This is a genomic window from Curtobacterium pusillum (assembly GCF_007680845.1).
In the GTDB taxonomy this organism is placed as follows: Bacteria; Actinomycetota; Actinomycetes; order Actinomycetales; family Microbacteriaceae; genus Curtobacterium; species Curtobacterium pusillum_B.
In genome coordinates this window covers 57,135-73,323 of the sequence record NZ_VEIY01000012.1, presented here as the reverse complement: position 1 = coordinate 73,323, position 16,189 = coordinate 57,135, and the positions used below count along the sequence as shown (strand labels likewise).

The 16,189-nt window shown below is 72.1% G+C and carries 17 protein-coding genes; 14 read left to right on the top strand and 3 right to left on the bottom strand.

The features are described from left to right. Positions 1–231 precede the first annotated feature (231 nt). Positions 232–846: a class I SAM-dependent methyltransferase gene (locus FS825_RS18080; RefSeq protein WP_144715762.1), complete on the bottom strand. Its 615-nt coding sequence runs from the start codon at positions 844–846 to the stop codon at positions 232–234. 61 nt (positions 847–907) lie between these two features. Here FS825_RS18080 and hflX point away from each other — a divergent pair, with 61 nt between their 5' ends. Then, positions 908–2,449 carry a GTPase HflX gene (gene hflX, locus FS825_RS18075; protein WP_144715760.1) on the top strand — a complete coding sequence of 514 codons (1,542 nt, stop codon included), beginning with the start codon at positions 908–910 and terminating at the stop codon, positions 2,447–2,449. 120 nt (positions 2,450–2,569) lie between these two features. Here the strand turns inward: hflX and lexA are convergent, their stop codons facing one another. Beyond that, positions 2,570–3,214 (bottom strand): transcriptional repressor LexA, encoded by a 645-nt coding sequence (gene lexA / locus FS825_RS18070; RefSeq protein WP_144715758.1) that lies wholly within the window; start codon positions 3,212–3,214, stop codon positions 2,570–2,572. Positions 3,215–3,450: 236 nt separating this feature from the next. Between lexA and FS825_RS18065 the strand changes: the two genes are divergently transcribed. The 9 genes from FS825_RS18065 (at position 3,451) to scpB (ending at position 10,489) form a co-directional block, all read left to right on the top strand. Beyond that, positions 3,451–3,819 (top strand): LysM peptidoglycan-binding domain-containing protein, encoded by a 369-nt coding sequence (locus tag FS825_RS18065; RefSeq protein ID WP_144715756.1) that lies wholly within the window; start codon positions 3,451–3,453, stop codon positions 3,817–3,819. A gap of 113 nt (positions 3,820–3,932) precedes the next feature. Next, on the top strand, positions 3,933–5,039 hold the full coding sequence (locus tag FS825_RS18060; protein WP_144715754.1) for a histidinol-phosphate transaminase: 1,107 nt from the start codon (positions 3,933–3,935) through the stop codon (positions 5,037–5,039). Then, the gene (hisB, locus tag FS825_RS18055) at positions 5,036–5,638 is read left to right on the top strand and encodes an imidazoleglycerol-phosphate dehydratase HisB (RefSeq protein ID WP_144715752.1); all 603 of its coding nucleotides are present in this window, start codon (positions 5,036–5,038) and stop codon (positions 5,636–5,638) included. Before FS825_RS18060 ends, hisB begins: the two co-directional genes overlap by 4 nt. Further along, complete coding sequence (gene hisH, locus FS825_RS18050) at positions 5,635–6,276, top strand: imidazole glycerol phosphate synthase subunit HisH (protein WP_144715750.1); 642 nt, start codon at positions 5,635–5,637, stop codon at positions 6,274–6,276. The genes hisB and hisH overlap by 4 nt, the downstream gene beginning before the upstream one ends. A 61-nt stretch (positions 6,277–6,337) precedes the next feature. Then, positions 6,338–7,084 carry a bifunctional 1-(5-phosphoribosyl)-5-((5-phosphoribosylamino)methylideneamino)imidazole-4-carboxamide isomerase/phosphoribosylanthranilate isomerase PriA gene (gene priA / locus FS825_RS18045; RefSeq protein WP_144715748.1) on the top strand — a complete coding sequence of 249 codons (747 nt, stop codon included), beginning with the start codon at positions 6,338–6,340 and terminating at the stop codon, positions 7,082–7,084. 4 nt (positions 7,085–7,088) lie between these two features. Next, entirely contained in the window at positions 7,089–7,925 is an 837-nt protein-coding gene (locus tag FS825_RS18040) for an SseB family protein (protein ID WP_144715746.1), read from the top strand. A 159-nt stretch (positions 7,926–8,084) separates the two neighbouring features. Further along, positions 8,085–8,963 carry a ParA family protein gene (locus FS825_RS18035; protein WP_144715744.1) on the top strand — a complete coding sequence of 293 codons (879 nt, stop codon included), beginning with the start codon at positions 8,085–8,087 and terminating at the stop codon, positions 8,961–8,963. Beyond that, positions 8,947–9,813 carry a segregation and condensation protein A gene (locus FS825_RS18030; protein WP_144715742.1) on the top strand — a complete coding sequence of 289 codons (867 nt, stop codon included), beginning with the start codon at positions 8,947–8,949 and terminating at the stop codon, positions 9,811–9,813. Before FS825_RS18035 ends, FS825_RS18030 begins: the two co-directional genes overlap by 17 nt. Beyond that, on the top strand, positions 9,803–10,489 hold the full coding sequence (gene scpB / locus FS825_RS18025) for an SMC-Scp complex subunit ScpB (protein ID WP_260981311.1): 687 nt from the start codon (positions 9,803–9,805) through the stop codon (positions 10,487–10,489). The genes FS825_RS18030 and scpB overlap by 11 nt, the downstream gene beginning before the upstream one ends. A gap of 253 nt (positions 10,490–10,742) precedes the next feature. Here scpB and FS825_RS18020 read toward each other — a convergent pair whose 3' ends face one another. Continuing rightward, positions 10,743–11,510 carry a hypothetical protein gene (locus FS825_RS18020; protein ID WP_186377325.1) on the bottom strand — a complete coding sequence of 256 codons (768 nt, stop codon included), beginning with the start codon at positions 11,508–11,510 and terminating at the stop codon, positions 10,743–10,745. A 234-nt stretch (positions 11,511–11,744) separates the two neighbouring features. Between FS825_RS18020 and FS825_RS18015 the strand changes: the two genes are divergently transcribed. The 4 genes from FS825_RS18015 to der all read left to right on the top strand — a co-directional run bounded on the left by FS825_RS18015 (position 11,745) and on the right by der (position 16,128). Further along, complete coding sequence (locus FS825_RS18015; RefSeq protein ID WP_260981312.1) at positions 11,745–12,500, top strand: pseudouridine synthase; 756 nt, start codon at positions 11,745–11,747, stop codon at positions 12,498–12,500. A 19-nt stretch (positions 12,501–12,519) separates the two neighbouring features. Further along, complete coding sequence (locus tag FS825_RS18010; protein WP_144715738.1) at positions 12,520–13,644, top strand: prephenate dehydrogenase; 1,125 nt, start codon at positions 12,520–12,522, stop codon at positions 13,642–13,644. A 215-nt stretch (positions 13,645–13,859) separates the two neighbouring features. Next, positions 13,860–14,525 carry a (d)CMP kinase gene (gene cmk / locus FS825_RS18005; protein WP_222126967.1) on the top strand — a complete coding sequence of 222 codons (666 nt, stop codon included), beginning with the start codon at positions 13,860–13,862 and terminating at the stop codon, positions 14,523–14,525. An 82-nt stretch (positions 14,526–14,607) separates the two neighbouring features. Continuing rightward, on the top strand, positions 14,608–16,128 hold the full coding sequence (der, locus tag FS825_RS18000; protein ID WP_144715734.1) for a ribosome biogenesis GTPase Der: 1,521 nt from the start codon (positions 14,608–14,610) through the stop codon (positions 16,126–16,128). Positions 16,129–16,189 lie beyond the last annotated feature (61 nt).

Below are 16,189 nucleotides of genomic sequence, written 5' to 3'. Positions count from 1 at the left end.
GTCGCGCGCGGGGCGCGTGCGCCGGGGCGTCGGGCGCGGCGGCGGTGCCGCGGTCGCGTGCGCCGGGGCGTGGGGCGCGGCGGCGGTGCCGCGGGCGCTCGCGCCGGGGCGTCGAACCACGGAAACGACGTCGAACCAGGCGCGTCGCGCGGTTCGACGTCGGGAACGTGGTTCAACCCGGACGCTGGCGGCTCGGCCGGCGGCTCGGTTGCCGCGCGGCGCGGCCCCGCGCTACGCCGCGACGCGGTGGACCCGCAGCACCCGGAACCCCTTGTCCGTCGTCGCCCGGGACACGTGGAACCCGTCGGCGAGCTCGTCCCGCAGCCACCGCTGCAGCGAGTCGCCCCCGAGGTCCTTCGACACCACCAGCCAGGCATCGCCGCCGACCTCGAGCCGCGGCAGCCACGTGCGGAGGATCTGGTGCAGCTCGTCCTTGCCGACCCGGATCGGCGGGTTCGACCAGATCGTCCGGAAGCGCAGGTCGCCCGGGACCTCGTCGGGCAGGGCCACGGTGACGTTCTCGGTGCCGGCGGTCGCGGCGTTCACCCGTGCCAGGCCGAGGACCCGCTCGTTCACGTCGACGCCCCAGACCTGGGCTCCGGGGGAGTGGAGGGCCATCGTGATCGCGATCGGACCCCATCCGCACCCGATGTCCAGCAGGGCGCCGTCGGGTGCGGGCGGCGGGACGGAGCCGAGCAGTACGCGGGTCCCGCGGTCGAGGCCGTCCGGGCTGAAGACCCCGGCGGCGGTGGTCAGCGTGAGCGGCCGACCGGCGAGGGTGACGTGGATCTGGCGTTCCCGGGTCTCCGACGACGGACTCGAGGAGAAGTAGTGCTCGTTCGCCATGGATGAACCGTACCGGCAACCCCGTGTGTCCCCGGCGTGGCGGAGGTACCCTGTGGACAGCATGACGGAATCCCACGAGCAGGACCTCACAACCACCACCAACGACAGCGCCGACGGTGTCGTCGAGCGCGTGCTGCCCAACGCAGCCACCCGGGCGACGTCGGCGGTGTTCGCTCCGGCGCAGGCCATCCAGACCCGTTCGGTCGGCGAACAGGGCTGGGCCGGCGACGGCGAGCAGTACGACCGCGAGGATCGGGCGGCACTCCGCCGCGTCGCCGGCCTCTCGACCGAACTCGAGGACGTCACCGAGGTCGAGTACCGGCAGCTCCGGCTCGAGCAGGTCGTCCTCATCGGCGTGTACCCCCAGGGCGATGCGTCCGAGGCGGAGAACTCCCTTCGCGAACTCGCCGCCCTCGCCGAGACCGCCGGTGCGGTGGTCCTCGACGGACTGCTGCAGCGCCGACCGAACCCCGACCCGTCGACCTACCTCGGCAAGGGCAAGGCCGAGGAGCTCGCGATGGTCGTCAAGGCCACCGGCGCCGACACGGTCATCGCGGACACCGAGCTCGCGCCGTCCCAGCGCCGTGCACTCGAGGACGTCGTCAAGGTCAAGGTGATCGACCGCACGGCCGTCATCCTCGACATCTTCAGCCAGCACGCCAAGAGCCGCGAGGGCAAGGCCCAGGTCGAGCTCGCCCAGCTCGAGTACCTCCTGCCGCGACTGCGTGGTTGGGGTGAGTCGATGTCCCGGCAGGCCGGTGGTCAGGTCTCCGGCGGTGCGGGCATGGGTTCCCGTGGTCCCGGTGAGACGAAGATCGAGCTCGACCGCCGCCGCATCCACACCCGGATGTCCAAGCTGCGCCGTCAGATCGCCGGGTTCCGCCCTGCGCGTGAGGCCAAGCGCGCCGACCGGCACCGCAACGACGTGCCGAGCGTCGCGATCGCCGGGTACACGAACGCCGGCAAGTCGTCCCTGCTGAACCGCGTGACGAGCGCGGGCGTGCTCGTGCAGAACCAGCTGTTCGCCACCCTCGACGCGACGGTCCGTCGGACCGAGACGAGCAAGGGTCGCGAGTTCACGTTCGTCGACACCGTCGGCTTCGTGCGCAACCTGCCGCACCAGCTGGTCGAGGCGTTCCGCTCCACCCTCGAGGAGGTCGGCGAGTCCGACGTCATCGTGCACGTGGTGGACGCGTCGCACCCGGACCCCGCTGCACAGCTCGCGACGGTCCGCGACGTGATCGGCGACGTCGGCGCGCGCGAGGTGCCCGAGGTCGTCGCCTTCAACAAGGCGGACCTCATCGACGAGTCGCAGCGGCTCGTGCTCGTCGGGCTCGTCCCGGACGCCGTGTTCGTCTCCGCGCGGACGGGCGAGGGCATCCCCGAGCTCCTGGCCGCGATCGAGTCCCGGCTGCCCGAGCCCGACGTGGACCTCACCGTGGTGATCCCGTACGACCGGGGCGACCTGGTGTCGTCGCTGCACGACGCCGGCGCGGTCGAGACGGTCGACTACGTGCAGGACGGCACACGCCTGCAGGTGCGGGTGTTCCAGCGTCAGGTCGCGGAGCTCGATCCGTTCGTGGTCGCGCCCGTCGCGTCCTGACTGGAGGCGCGGCGCAGTTCCGCCCCGCCGGCTCGGCCCCGGCTCGAACCAGGAAACCGACGTCGAACCAGCCCCAGAGGCAGGTTCGACGTCGGTCCCGTGGTTCGTCGTGACGCAGGGTCAGAGGGAGCGGAGCACCGCCACGACCTTGCCGAGCACCGTCGCGGCGTCGCCGAGGATCGGCTCGAACGCGGTGTTCCGCGGCAGCAGCCACGTGTGGCCGTCGCGCTGCCGGAAGACCTTGACGGTCGCTTCCTCGTCGAGCATGGCGGCGACGACGTCCCCGTTCTCGGCGGTCTGCTGCGACCGGACGACCACCCAGTCGCCGTCGCAGATCGCGGCGTCGATCATCGACTCGCCCACGACCTTGAGCATGAAGAGATCACCCGTCCCGACGAGCTGACGGGGGAGCGGCACGATCTCGTCGACGTGCTGCTCCGCCGTGATCGGCACACCGGCGGCGATCCGGCCGACGAGCGGGACGAGGGTGGTTGCGTCGACGTCGGGGCCGTCGACGTCCGGCGTCGGTTCGTCCACGAGGACCTCGAGCGCCCGGGGGCGGTTGGGGTCACGGCGGATCCAGCCGCCGAGCTCGAGCTGCCCGAGCTGGTGGGAGACGCTCGAGAGTGACGAGAGGCCGGCGGCGTCGCCGATCTCGCGCATGCTCGGCGGGTAGCCCCGGCTGGCGATCGACGCACGGATCGCGTCGAGGATCGCCTGCTGCTTCGCCGTCAGCGGCTTCTGGCTCCGCAGTTCGTCCGCCACGTCGTCTCGCCCTTCGTCGGTGCCGAGATCGAGTCCGCGGGAATGTCGGTGGTCCCCGCTTGACTTGTCCCAGTCGATCGAAACAGTATCCGACCAGCTGTGGCCGGACAAACACCTGTTCGAGCGTGTCGGCAGAAAACTCCACGAAAACCTCTGCACAGGACTTGTGCGACCTCCGGTTCGAAAGTATGTTCGGTACAGGGCTTCGGCCCACCGAACGGGAAGGCAAGAACGACATGAGCACCATCGCCATCGCTGACATCCAGCGCTCCGCGGCGCCCGCCGTGCGTACGCGCCTGCGCCTCACGCGCCGCGGCCGGATCGTCCTCACGACGCTCGCCGCGATCCCGCTGCTCCTGATCGTCGCCTTCGCGGTGCTGAACGGTGGACAGGCGTCCGCCGGCAACACCACGGCGAACGTGCACTTCGACACCGTCACCATCCAGCCGGGCGAGACGCTCTGGCAGCTGGCGGAAGAGACCGCGCCGAACGCCGACCCGCGCGACTTCGTGCAGGACGTCATCAGCCTCAACGCGCTCGACGGGTCGGGGCTCCAGGCCGGCCAGCAGATCGCGATCCCAGCCAAGTACGCCGACGCCAAGTAGTCAGGGCGACAGGTAGGGCGACCGGGCACGGCGGAATCGCCGACCCCCGGTGGCGGGGTGCGCACCGTCCGGACGGCCGGTCTCCGCACGGGGCCGCGGCCTACGATGGATCGGTGGCATTCACGCTCGAAGACCTCCCGATCCGAGACGACCTCCGCGGTCAGAGCCCCTACGGCGCCCCGCAGAAGCACGTCCGCGTGCAGCTCAACGTCAACGAGAACACGCATCCCGTGCCCGACGACGTCGCGGAAGACATCGTCGCCTCGATCCGCCAGGCGCTGACGACCGTGAACCGCTACCCGGACCGGGAGTTCACCGAGCTCCGGCAGTCGCTGGCCGACTACCTGCAGCACGACCTCGCGCCCGAGCAGATCTGGGCGGCGAACGGGTCGAACGAGGTGTTGCAGCAGCTCCTCCAGGCCTTCGGCGGTCCTGGTCGCTCGGTGCTCGGCTTCCCACCCACCTACTCGATGCACTCGATCCTCGCCGCGGGCACCGGCACCCGGTGGATCCCGGCCCAGCGCGACGACGAGTACCGCATCTCGCCCGAGACGGTCGTGCGTGCGATCGAGGAACACCAGCCGGACATCGTGTTCCTCTGCGGACCGAACAATCCCACCGGCACCCCGCTCGAGATCGAGACCATCGAAGCCGCCTACGCCGCGACGAACGGCATCGTGATGGTCGACGAGGCCTACGCCGAGTTCATGCCGGCCGACGTCCCGAGCGCCATCTCCCTGCTGCCCGGTCGGGAACGCCTCGTCGTCTCCCGCACGATGAGCAAGGCGTTCGCCTTCGCCGGTGCCCGTGTCGGCTACATGGCCGCCCACCCGGCGGTCATCGACGCGGTCCGGCTCGTCCGCCTCCCGTACCACCTCTCCGCGTTGACCCAGGCGGCAGCGGTCGCGGCCCTCCGGCACGCCCCGGAGATGCTCGCGATGGTCGACGACATCAAGCTCCAGCGCGACCGGATGGTCACGGAGCTGGGGGCGATGGGCTACCGGACGTACGAGACCTGGTCGAACTTCGTCCTGTTCGGCGGCGTCGCCGACCCCCACGCCGCGTTCGAAGCGCTGCTCGAACAGGACGTCATCGTCCGTGACCTCGGCATCCCGAACCACCTCCGTGTGAGCGCCGGCACCGCCGAGGAGACCACGGCCTTCCTCGACGCCATGCGCCGGGTCGCCGCCGACCAGCCGCCGGTTAGGGTTGGAGCATGACCGCGCGCACCGCTTCGATCAGCCGGAGCACGAGCGAGTCGAGCATCGAACTCGAGCTCGACCTCGACGGCACCGGGACCTCCGACATCTCGACGAGCGTGCCGTTCTTCGACCACATGCTGACGGCGTTCAGCAAGCACTCGCTGATCGACCTCCGGGTGCGGTCCACGGGGGACACCCACATCGACGTGCACCACACGGTCGAGGACACCGGGATCGTGCTGGGCCAGGCGATCAAGCAGGCCCTCGGCGACCGGTCCGGCATCGGCCGCTACGGCGACGCCCTCGTCCCGCTCGACGAAGCGCTGGCGCAGGCGGTCGTGGACGTCTCCGGCCGCCCGTTCCTCGTGCACTCGGGGGAGCCTGCCGGCTTCGAGTTCCACCGCATCGGCGGGCACTTCACGGGCTCGATGGTCCGGCACGTGTTCGAGGCGATCACGTTCAACGCCGGCATCACGGTGCACGTCCGTGTGCTCGAGGGCCGTGACCCGCACCACATCGCCGAGGCAGAGTTCAAGGCGTTCGCGCGTGCGATGCGGAAGGCCGTCGAGCTCGACGCCCGTGTCGACGGCATCCCATCGACGAAGGGCGCACTGTGAGTGGCGGAGCGAAGCCGAACGTCGTCGTCCTCGACTACGGGTCCGGCAACGTGCACTCCGCGGCGAAGGCGCTGGAGCGCGCGGGGGCCGATGTCACGCTGACCTCGGACAAGCAGGCGGCGCTCAAGGCGGACGGGCTGCTCGTGCCCGGTGTGGGTGCGTTCGCGGCGGTCATCGACCAGCTCGAGAGCGTGCAGGGCGGCGAGATCGTCGACCACCGCCTCGCCGGCGGCCGTCCGGTGCTGGGCATCTGCGTCGGCATGCAGGTGCTGTTCTCCCGAGGGGTCGAACGCGGCGCGGACGTCGAGGGGCTCGGGCAGTGGCCGGGGACCGTCGAGCAGATCGACGCCGAGGTCCTGCCGCACATGGGCTGGAACACGGTCGAGGCGCCGGCGGACTCGGTGCTGTTCGACGGCCTCCACGACGAACGCTTCTACTTCGTGCACTCCTACGGCGTCACTGACTTCCCGCTCGAGGCGTACGGGCCGTTCCGCGCGCCGCGCCTGACCTGGGCCGAGCACGGGCAGAAGTTCATCGCCGCGGTCGAGAACGGCCCGCTCACCGCCACCCAGTTCCACCCGGAGAAGTCGGGGGAGCCGGGCATCCGGCTGCTCCGCAACTGGGTCGACTCGCTCTGACGAGCGGGACGAGCCCGACGAGCTCGACCCGCGCAGCCCCACCACCACGAAGAACAGGACCATGACCGACCTCATCGCCACCCCGCCCCTCGTCCTGCTGCCCGCCGTCGACGTCGTCGACGGCCAAGCGGTGCGCCTCACCCAGGGCGAGGCGGGGAGCGAGACCTCCTACGGCGACCCGGTCGCCGCCGCCCGCACGTGGCGCGACCAGGGCGCGGAGTGGATCCACCTCGTCGACCTCGACGCCGCGTTCGGCCGGGGCGACAACCGCAAGGTCATCGCGCACGCCATCCGTGAGGTCGAGGGCGTCGCCGTCGAGCTCTCCGGCGGTATCCGCGACGACGCCTCGCTCGAGGCCGCCCTCGCCACCGGCGCCGCGCGGGTCAACCTCGGCACCGCCGCGCTCGAGAACCCGGAGTGGGCCGCCCACGTCATCCGGCAGTACGGCGACCAGATCGCCGTCGGGCTCGACGTGCGCGGGACGACGCTCTCCGCGCGGGGCTGGACGAAGGACGGCGGCGACCTGTGGGAGGTCCTCGACCGCCTCGAAGCCGCCGGCTGCGCCCGCTACGTCGTGACCGACGTGACGAAGGACGGCACGCTGCAGGGCCCGAACGTCGAGCTGCTCCGCGAGGTCTGCGACCGCACCGACCAGCCCGTCGTCGCGTCGGGCGGGATCTCGACGCTCGACGACCTGCGGGCGCTCCGCGAGCTCGTGCCGCACGGCCTCGAGGGCGCGATCATCGGCAAGGCCCTGTACTCCGGCGCCTTCACGCTGCCGGCCGCGCTCGACATCGCGTCGGAGTAGCCGGGTGGCGGGCATCTCGAACGGTCGCGGTACCGGACCCGACGCACCCGGCGGTGAGGGGCACCCCGACGACGCGCACACCCCGGGCGGCGCTGCCGACTCCGCGGGCTTCTCCTGGGCCGGCCGCACCTTCGAGCAGCACGACACCACGTTCGACGATGACGACGGCCTCGCCGACCCGGCTGTCGTCGCCGCGATCACGGCGCTGGCCGACGGCGGCTCGCAGCGGGCGGTCGTCGAGGCCCTCCGCACCGCGCGGCTGCTCATCCCGCTCGTCGCCGAGGCCGGGGACGTCGGCCACACCGACGACGGCAAGCTCGTCGACAAGACGCAGGAACTCTCGATCGTGACGGTCGCCGGCCCGGACGGGCGGAGCGTCATGCCGGCGTTCACCTCGGTCGAGGCGATGCGCTCGTGGGACGCCGACGCCCGGCCCGTGCCCGTCGAGTCACGCCGGGTCGCGATGGCCGCCGCGAGCGAGGAGACCCAGCTCGTCGTGCTCGACCCGACCGCACCGACCGAGTTCGTGCTCCGCCGCCCGGCCGTGTGGGCGATCGGGCAGGACCTGCCGTGGGTGCCCTGCTTCGAGGACCCGGAGGTCGCCCAGGCCTTCGCCGACTCCGTCGCGGGGGAGCGTGCGGTGGCTCGGGTCGAGCTCGCGCCGGGGGACCCGCTCGGACGGTTCGCCGGTGCCGAGCTGACGGTGGGGCTCGCGCTGCACCCCGGCCTCGACCAGGAGCAGGTCAAGGCCCTCGTCGGCCGGCTCCAGCAGCGCTGGACGGCGGACGCCGTCATCGCGGAACGCGTGGACAGCATGCGGGTGGCGCTCCGCCCGGCGTGAGTCGCGCCTCCAGTCCGACCCGCGTCCTGCGGACGCGACGCGACGCGACGGACGACCTGGGCCCACGACCCGCGTCCGCCCCGCCGCGAGCGAAGCTGCGGGTCACCGCCCACGGCGGTGCGGCCCGGCCCGGCGGCCGGTCGCCGGTACGATGGCCGGGTGAGCACGAACCCGACGACCACCCCCGGAACCGGCGAGACCGCCGTCGGTCCGACCGGACGTCCCGTCCGGCAGTTCGCGGTCCCCGAGGAACTCGACGGCCACGGGCCGGCTCGCATCATCGCGCTCTGCAACCAGAAGGGCGGCGTCGGCAAGACCACGACGGCGATCAACCTGGGGGCGGCGCTCGCGGAGTACGGGCGGAAGGTCCTCGCGGTCGACTTCGACCCGCAGGGCGCCCTGTCTGCCGGGCTCGGAGTGCGCACGCACGACATCCACACCGTCTACGACCTGCTGATGGGGTCGATCAAGGACCCGAACCAGGTCATCCAGCCGACGAACACGCCGTACCTCGACGTCATCCCAGCGAACATCGACCTGTCCGCGGCCGAGGTGCACCTGGTGAACGAGGTGGCTCGGGAACAGATCCTCGCGAGCGTCCTGCGGAAGGTCGCGAACGACTACGACGTCATCCTCGTGGACTGCCAGCCGTCGCTCGGGCTCCTCACCGTGAACGCCCTCACCGCGGCGCACGGCGTCCTCATCCCGCTCGAGTGCGAGTTCTTCGCGCTGCGCGGGGTCGCCCTGCTCATCGAGACGATCGACAAGGTGCGGGACCGGCTCAACCCGGCGCTGCAGCTCGACGGCATCCTCGCGACGATGTACGACTCGCGGACGCTGCACTCGCGCGAGGTCATGGAGCGGGTCGTCGACACCTTCGACGACCGCGTGCTCGACACCGTCATCGGGCGGACCGTGAAGTTCCCGGACGCCACCGTCTCCGCCCGGCCGATCACCCAGACCGCTCCGGACCACGCCGCCGCGCACGCGTACCGGCAGCTCGCCAGGGAGCTCGTCGAGCGTGGCGCCGTCGCCTGACGACGACGCCGCCGTCGCGCAGCAGCCAGCCGACGCGCCCGCGCCCGCGGGCACGCAGACCGCGCCCGGCTTCCGGGTGCGCCTGCGGAACTTCGACGGGCCGTTCGACTTGCTCCTGTCGCTCATCACCAAGCACGAGCTCGACATCACCGAGGTGTCGCTCGGCGCGGTGACCGGCGAGTTCATCGAGTACGTGCGGATGGCCGAGTCCGAGGACGAACTCGACGAAGCCAGCGAGTTCCTCGTCGTCGCGGCCACCCTGCTCGACCTCAAGATCGCCGGGCTCCTGCCGCAGGGCGAGCTCGTCGACGCCGAGGACGTCGCCCTCCTCGAAGCCCGAGACCTCCTCTTCGCCCGACTCCTGCAGTACCGCGCGTTCAAGCAGGCCGCAGACTGGTTCGGCTCCCGCTGGCTGACCGAGTCCCGCCGGCACGTCCGGAGCGTCCGGCTCGAGGAGCGGTTCCGTGCCCGGACGCCCGAGCTCGTCTGGACCCTGTCCGTGCAGGACTTCGCCGCGCTCGCGACCCTGGCGTTCGCGCCGCGGGAGCTCCCCACCGTCGGACTCGACCACCTGCACGCGCCCCTCGTCAGCATCCGCGAGCAGGCCGCCATCGTGGTCTCGATCCTCCGGACGCGCGCCGACGAGGACGTCTCCTTCCGGGAGCTGGTCGCCGGTGTCGCGGAGACGGGTATCGTGGTGGCTCGCTTCCTGGCGATCCTGGAGCTGTACCGGAACGCGTCCATCTCGTTCGAACAGCTCGAACCGCTCGGGGAGCTGACGCTCCGCTGGACCGCCGAGGACTGGTCCGACGAGAGCCTCGCCAACCTGGGAGCCGACTATGACGGATGACGCGCACGACGTCTCCAGCGCCGAACCCGGCGGTGCGGACGAGATGGCCGACGCACGCGCGATCGAGCACGAGATCCACGAGCACGCCCGGTCGTCGGCCCCGTCGGTGCCGATCGACCGGCAGCTCGAGGCCATCCTCATGATCGCCGACGAACCGCAGTCGCTCGTGTCGCTCGGCGCGGCCGTCGGTGCGCCCGTGCCCGCCGTGCGACAGGCCGTCGAGCGGCTCGTTGCCGACTTCGACGGCGTCGACGGGACCGTCCGGCGCGGGTTCGAACTCCGCGAGGTCGGCGGCGGCTGGCGCTTCTACGTCCGTCAGGACCTCGACGCCGTCGTCGAGCAGTTCGTCGAGTCCGAGCGCCCGTCGAGGCTGTCCCAGGCCGCGCTCGAGACCCTCGCGGTCGTCGCGTACAAGCAGCCGATCACCCGCTCGCAGATCGCCTCGATCCGCGCCGTGAACGTCGACGGGGTCGTCCGCACCCTGGTCGCGCGCGGGCTCATCGAGGAGTCGTTCACCGACGCCGAGACCGGCGCCATCAACTACGTCACGTCCGACCTGCTCCTGCAGCAGCTCGGCATCAACTCGCTCGACGAGCTGCCGCTCATCTCGCCCCTCCTGGACGACGGTGCCGACGGCTTCGAGCAGAACGAAGGGATCCCCGATGGCCGCGTATGAGGAAGAACGACGAGGCGGCCCACGAGGCGGTTCCGGCGACCGCGGAGGACGGCCTGGAGGCGCGTCACGCGATCGCAACGCCGGCTCCGGCCGCGCGGGTGGCCGGTCCGAGGGCGCGGGTCGCGACGATCGCGGTGGGTACCGCGGGCGGGACGACCGGTCCGGCGGTGGCGCTGGCGCTGGCGGGTACCGCGGCCGCGACGACCGGTCCGGTGGTGGCGCCGGTGGCGGCTACCGCGGGCGCAATGACCGCTCATCCAGTGGGACCGGCGGCGCGTACCGCGGCCGGGACGACCGTTCCGGCGGTGGCGCTGGTGGTGCCTACCGCGGCGGCGAGGACCGTGGCGGGTACCGCGGCCGTGACGACCGCTCGTCCGGTGGCTCCGGCGGCGGGTACCGCGGCGGCGAGGATCGTGGCGGGTACCGCGGGCGGGATGACCGGTCCGGCGGTGGCACCGGCGGCGGGTACCGCGGCGGCGACGACCGAGGTGGCTACCGCGGGCGTGACGACCGCTCGGGCGGGGGCACCGGCGGCGGGTACCGCGGGCGGGACGATCGGTCCAGCGGTGGTACCGGCGGCGGGTACCGCGGCGGCGACGACCGTGGCGGGTACCGGGGCCGGGACGATCGGTCCGCGGGTGGCGCCGGTGGTGGCTACCGCGGGCGGGACGACCGATCCGGTGGTGCTGGTGGTGGGTACCGCGGCCGCGACGATCGGTCCGCCGGTGGCTCGACCGGTGGTGGGTACCGCGGCCGCGACGACCGCTCGGGCGGGGACCGCGGCCGGTTCGTGAGCCGTGACGACGACCGTCGGGGCGGCGACCGCGGCGGGTTCGTCCGCCGCGAGGACGACCGCGCCGCCGGTGGGCACCGCGGCCGCGACGAGCGAGGCGCCGGACGACGGGACGACCGAGGCGCCGGACGCCGAGACGACCGCCGGGACGACCGCCGCGACGACCGACGCGACCCGGCCCGCGAGGACCGCCGCTCCCCGGACGGCCGTCCCAGCAGCGTCTGGCACAACGGCCGACGCTACGTCGGCGGCACCACGACCGCGCGGAACAGCGACCGCAACCGCCACACCGGACCCCGGGGCACGGACCGCCGCACGACCCCGCAGCCGGAAGGTGCCCGCGACCAGCAGGGTCAGCCGCTGGAGGGCACGCCCGAGCGACCGATCATCCCGGACTGGGACGCGGCGGACGGAACCGGGACCGCCGGGGCCGCGCCGAGCCTCCAGGCAGAGGGTGAGCGTCTGCAGAAGGTGATCGCCGCTGCGGGCGTGGCATCCCGCCGAGTGGCGGAGAACCTCATCGTCGAGGGCCGCGTGACGGTCAACGGCGAGGTCGTCGACGCGCTCGGGCGCCGGGTGGACCCGGAGACCGACGAGATCGCCGTCGACGGTGTCCCGGTGCAGATCGACAGTTCGCGCCGCTACGTGCTCCTCAACAAGCCGACCGGCATCGTCTCGAGCCTGCAGGACGAGCGGGGACGCCGCGACCTGTCCGAGTTCGTCGACCGGTACGAGGAACGCCTGTTCAACGTGGGCCGGCTCGACACCGAGACCTCCGGGTTGATCGTGCTGACGAACGACGGCGACCTCGCGCACGTGCTGTCGCACCCGTCGTTCGGTGTCACCAAGACGTACATCGCGAAGGTGCGCGGCAACGTGAACCCGGCAACGGTGCAGCGCCTGCTCGACGGCGTGGAGCTCGAGGACGGCCCGATCGCCGCGGACAAGGTGCGGTTGCTCGAGTCGTCGCGGGGGGAGTCGCTCGTCGAGATCACCCTGCACTCGGGCCGGAACCGCATCGTCCGCCGCATGCTCGACGAGGTCGACCACCCGGTGCTCGAGCTCGTCCGCCGTTCGTTCGGACCGCTGCAGCTCGGGGCGCTCCCGATCGGCAAGATGCGCGAGCTCTCGACGGTCGAGCTGGGCAGCCTGCTGCGCATCGCCCGTGATGCGAAGGGTTCTCCACAGGCCGCGGACGACGAGGAGTCCGCCGACTGACGATCGGTAGGCTTGCCGGGTGACCGACGCCACCACCCCGCACACCGCCCCGGAGATCGACCGGCGGCTGCGGGGACCCGTGCGCATCGTCGGCGCCGGGCTCCTCGGGGCCTCGATCGGACTGGCGCTGCGCGAGAAGGGTGTCGACGTCGTCCTCGACGACGTGTCGCCCGCCGCGCTGGCGCTCGCCGTGGACTACGGGGCCGGGCGTCGTCCGGCCGACGGCGACGCGCCGGAACTCGTCGTCGTGGCGGTCCCGCCGGACGTGGTGGCGACGGTCGTGGCGCGCGAACTCGCGGCCTGGCCGGACGCCGTCGTGACGGACGTGGCCAGCGTGAAGTCCGGGCCGCTGGCGAGCCTCCGGGCCGCCGGCGCGGACGTCTCCCGCTACATCGGCTCGCACCCGATGGCCGGGCGGGAACGCAGCGGTCCGACCGCTGCCCGCGCCGACCTCTTCATCGGCCAGCCGTGGGTGATCGCCGGGCACGACGACATCACCTACCAGCAGGCCGCGATCGTCGAAGACCTCGCGCTCGACGTCGGCGCGACCGTGGTCCCGATGGAACCGGAGTCGCACGACCTCGCGGTCGCGTACGTCTCGCACGCGCCGCAGCTCGTGTCCACGCTGATGGCGTCGCGGTTGCGGGACGCGCCCGACGGCTCCCTGGGCCTCGCCGGCGGCGGGGTCCGCGACGTCACCCGCATCGCCGCGAGCGACCCGGGCCTGTGGGTGCAGATCATCGGCGCGAACGCCGCACGCATCCGGCCGGTGCTGGCGGACCTCCGCGACGACCTCGACCGCGTGCTGACGGCGCTCGACGACCCGACGGCGGCCGGTTCGCCGCGCACCCTCGCCGAGACGATCGCCGCGGGGAACCGCGGCGTCGAACGGCTGCCGGGCAAGCACGGCACCACGAAGCAGTTCGCCCAGGTGGTCGTCCTCGTCGACGACACCCCGGGCCAGATCGCCGCCCTCCTCACGTTCATCGGGGAGATCGGCATCAACCTCGAGGACATGCGCCTCGAACACTCACCGGGCGCGCAGATCGGCATCGTCGAGGTGTCGGTCCTACCCGAGCAGGAACAGCGACTCGTCGAAGAACTCGAGGGGCGCGGATGGAGGATCGCAGCAGCATGGGCCTGAACCACGACACGAACGCCACGGCGGACGACTCCGGGGTCACCGGCGGCCCGGACGGCCCCGACACCGGGCTGCCCACCCCCGTCGGCCAGCCCGGCCCGATCGGCGGTGCTGGCGGGACCGGCGGCGACCTCGCGGGTGGACTCGACGGCCAGGGCGGCGGCGAACCCGGCTCCACGCGCGACCCGCTCCCCGCCGGACTGCCGGCCGGGGCATTCGTGGCGAAGTTCGTCATCGCGGTCGACGGTCCCGCGGGCAGCGGCAAGTCGAGTGTCTCCCGCGCTGCGGCTCGGGCGCTCGGCTTCGGCTACCAGGACACCGGTGCTGCGTACCGGGCGCTCGCGTGGCACGCGCTGCAGGAACACGTCGACCTCGACGACGCGGCAGCGGTCCTGGCGAGCTGGGACACCTTCGACTACGAGATCGGCACCGACCCCGACGCGTACTTCGTCCGGGTGAACGGCACCGACGTCACCGACGCGATCCGCACGCCCGAGGTCACCGGCGCGGTCGCCCACATCGCGAAGCTGCCCGAGGTCCGGCAGCGGCTCGTGCAGCTCTTCCGGCAGGTCATGCGCAAGGCCGACGCGCAGGGGATCATCACCGAGGGGCGCGACATCACGACGGTCGTGGCACCCGACGCCGAGGTCCGGATCCTCCTGACGGCCGACGAGTCCGTTAGAATGGCCCGACGCTCGGCTGAGGTCACGACCCAGTCGGCCGCCGAGACCTCCGCCGCACTCGCTCGACGCGACGCGGCGGACGCGAAGGTCGTCGACTTCATGAACGCCGCCGACGGCGTCACGACGCTCGACTCCACCGACCTCGACTTCGACCAGACCGTGCAGGCGGTCGTCGACCTGGCCCGCGCGGCCACGCACTGACGGAACAGGCACCGAAGAACACCGGCCACGCGCGGCCGCACTGACAACACGCGGCCGAACGGCCGCTGGCAAGGACACCCACATGGCGCAGCTGGACAACCCAGACCACGACGACTTCCCCGAGTACGACGACGCCCTCGGCGACCGGCTCGCCGGGCTCGACGAGTCCGAAGCCGAGCAGCGTGCGAACGCGCTCCGCGTCGGCCTCGATGACTACGAGCTCGACGAAGAGGACGTCGCGCTCCTCGAAGCCGGGCAGCTCGGTGAAGACGGCATCGCGTACCTGCCGGCGTACCCGGTGCTCGCGATCGTCGGTCGCCCGAACGTCGGCAAGTCGCAGCTCGTGAACCGCATCCTCGGTCGCCGCGAAGCCGTCGTGCAGGACACCCCGGGCGTCACCCGTGACCGCGTCTCGTACAAGGCGGACTGGAACGACAAGCGCTTCACGCTCGTCGACACCGGCGGGTGGGAGCCGGACGCGCAGGGCATCAACGCCTCGGTCGCCGCCCAAGCCGAGGTCGCGATCGACCTCGCCGACGCCGTCCTCTTCGTCGTCGACGTCACGGTCGGCATCACCGCCACCGACGAGCACGTCGTCAAGATGCTCCGCGGCACGGACCGTCCGGTCATCGTCGTCGCGAACAAGGCCGACGACGACCGCCGCGACCTCGACGCGTACGAGCTCTGGAACCTCGGCCTGGGGGAGCCCCACCCGGTCTCCGCACTCCACGGCCGTGGTGTCGCCGACCTGCTCGACCTCATCATCAAGACGCTCCCGGACACCTCCGCCGTCGCGAAACAGGAGATCGGCGGCCCTCGCCGGGTCGCGATCCTCGGCCGCCCGAACGTCGGCAAGAGCTCGCTGCTCAACAAGGCCGCCGGTGAAGAGCGCGTCGTCGTGAACGACCTCGCCGGCACCACGCGTGACCCGGTCGACGAGCAGATCGAGCTCGGCGGCAAGGTCTGGCGCTTCGTCGACACCGCCGGCATCCGGAAGCGCGTGCACCTGCAGCAGGGCGCCGACTTCTACGCGTCCCTCCGCACGACCGCCGCGCTCGAGAAGGCCGAGGTCGCCGTCGTCGTCCTCGACGTCACCGAGCCGATCTCCGTGCAGGACCTCCGCATCATCGACCTCGTCCTCGAGTCCGGTCGCGCCCTGGTCCTCGCCTACAACAAGTGGGACCTCCTCGACGACGACCGCCGCCGCTACCTCGAGCGTGAGATCGAGCAGGACCTCGCGCACGTGGCGTGGGCGCCCCGGGTGAACATGTCCGCGCGTACCGGTCGCCACCTCGAGAAGCTCGTTCCGGCGCTCGAGACCGCGCTCGAGTCGTGGGACACCCGCATCCCGACCGGCAAGGTCAACGCCTTCATCGCCGAACTCGTGCAGGAGCACCCGCACCCGGTCCGCGGCGGCAAGCAGCCCCGCATCCTGTTCGGGACGCAGGCGTCGAGCCAGCCGCCGACGTTCGTGCTCTTCACGACGGGCTTCCTGGACCCGCAGTACCGCCGGTTCATCACCCGTCGTCTCCGGGAGGTCTGGGGCTTCGCGGGCACTCCGATCAACGTCAACATGCGCGTGCGCGAGCGCCGCAAGCGCTGAGGACGATCGGGGGATCGGACATAACGACGGCGAGACGTCGATGGCTGTACGCGGCCGTCGG

Excerpts from the sequence above, each read along its gene's own strand:
- der (WP_144715734.1), top strand. The coding sequence starts at position 14,608 with ATGGCGCAGCTGGACAACCCAGACCACGACGACTTCCCCGAGTACGAC.
- hflX (WP_144715760.1), top strand. The coding sequence starts at position 908 with ATGACGGAATCCCACGAGCAGGACCTCACAACCACCACCAACGACAGC.
- priA (WP_144715748.1), top strand. The coding sequence starts at position 6,338 with ATGACCGACCTCATCGCCACCCCGCCCCTCGTCCTGCTGCCCGCCGTC.
- FS825_RS18080 (WP_144715762.1), bottom strand. The coding sequence starts at position 846 with ATGGCGAACGAGCACTACTTCTCCTCGAGTCCGTCGTCGGAGACCCGG.
- FS825_RS18065 (WP_144715756.1), top strand. The coding sequence starts at position 3,451 with ATGAGCACCATCGCCATCGCTGACATCCAGCGCTCCGCGGCGCCCGCC.
- hisB (WP_144715752.1), top strand. The coding sequence starts at position 5,036 with ATGACCGCGCGCACCGCTTCGATCAGCCGGAGCACGAGCGAGTCGAGC.
- scpB (WP_260981311.1), top strand. The coding sequence starts at position 9,803 with ATGACGGATGACGCGCACGACGTCTCCAGCGCCGAACCCGGCGGTGCG.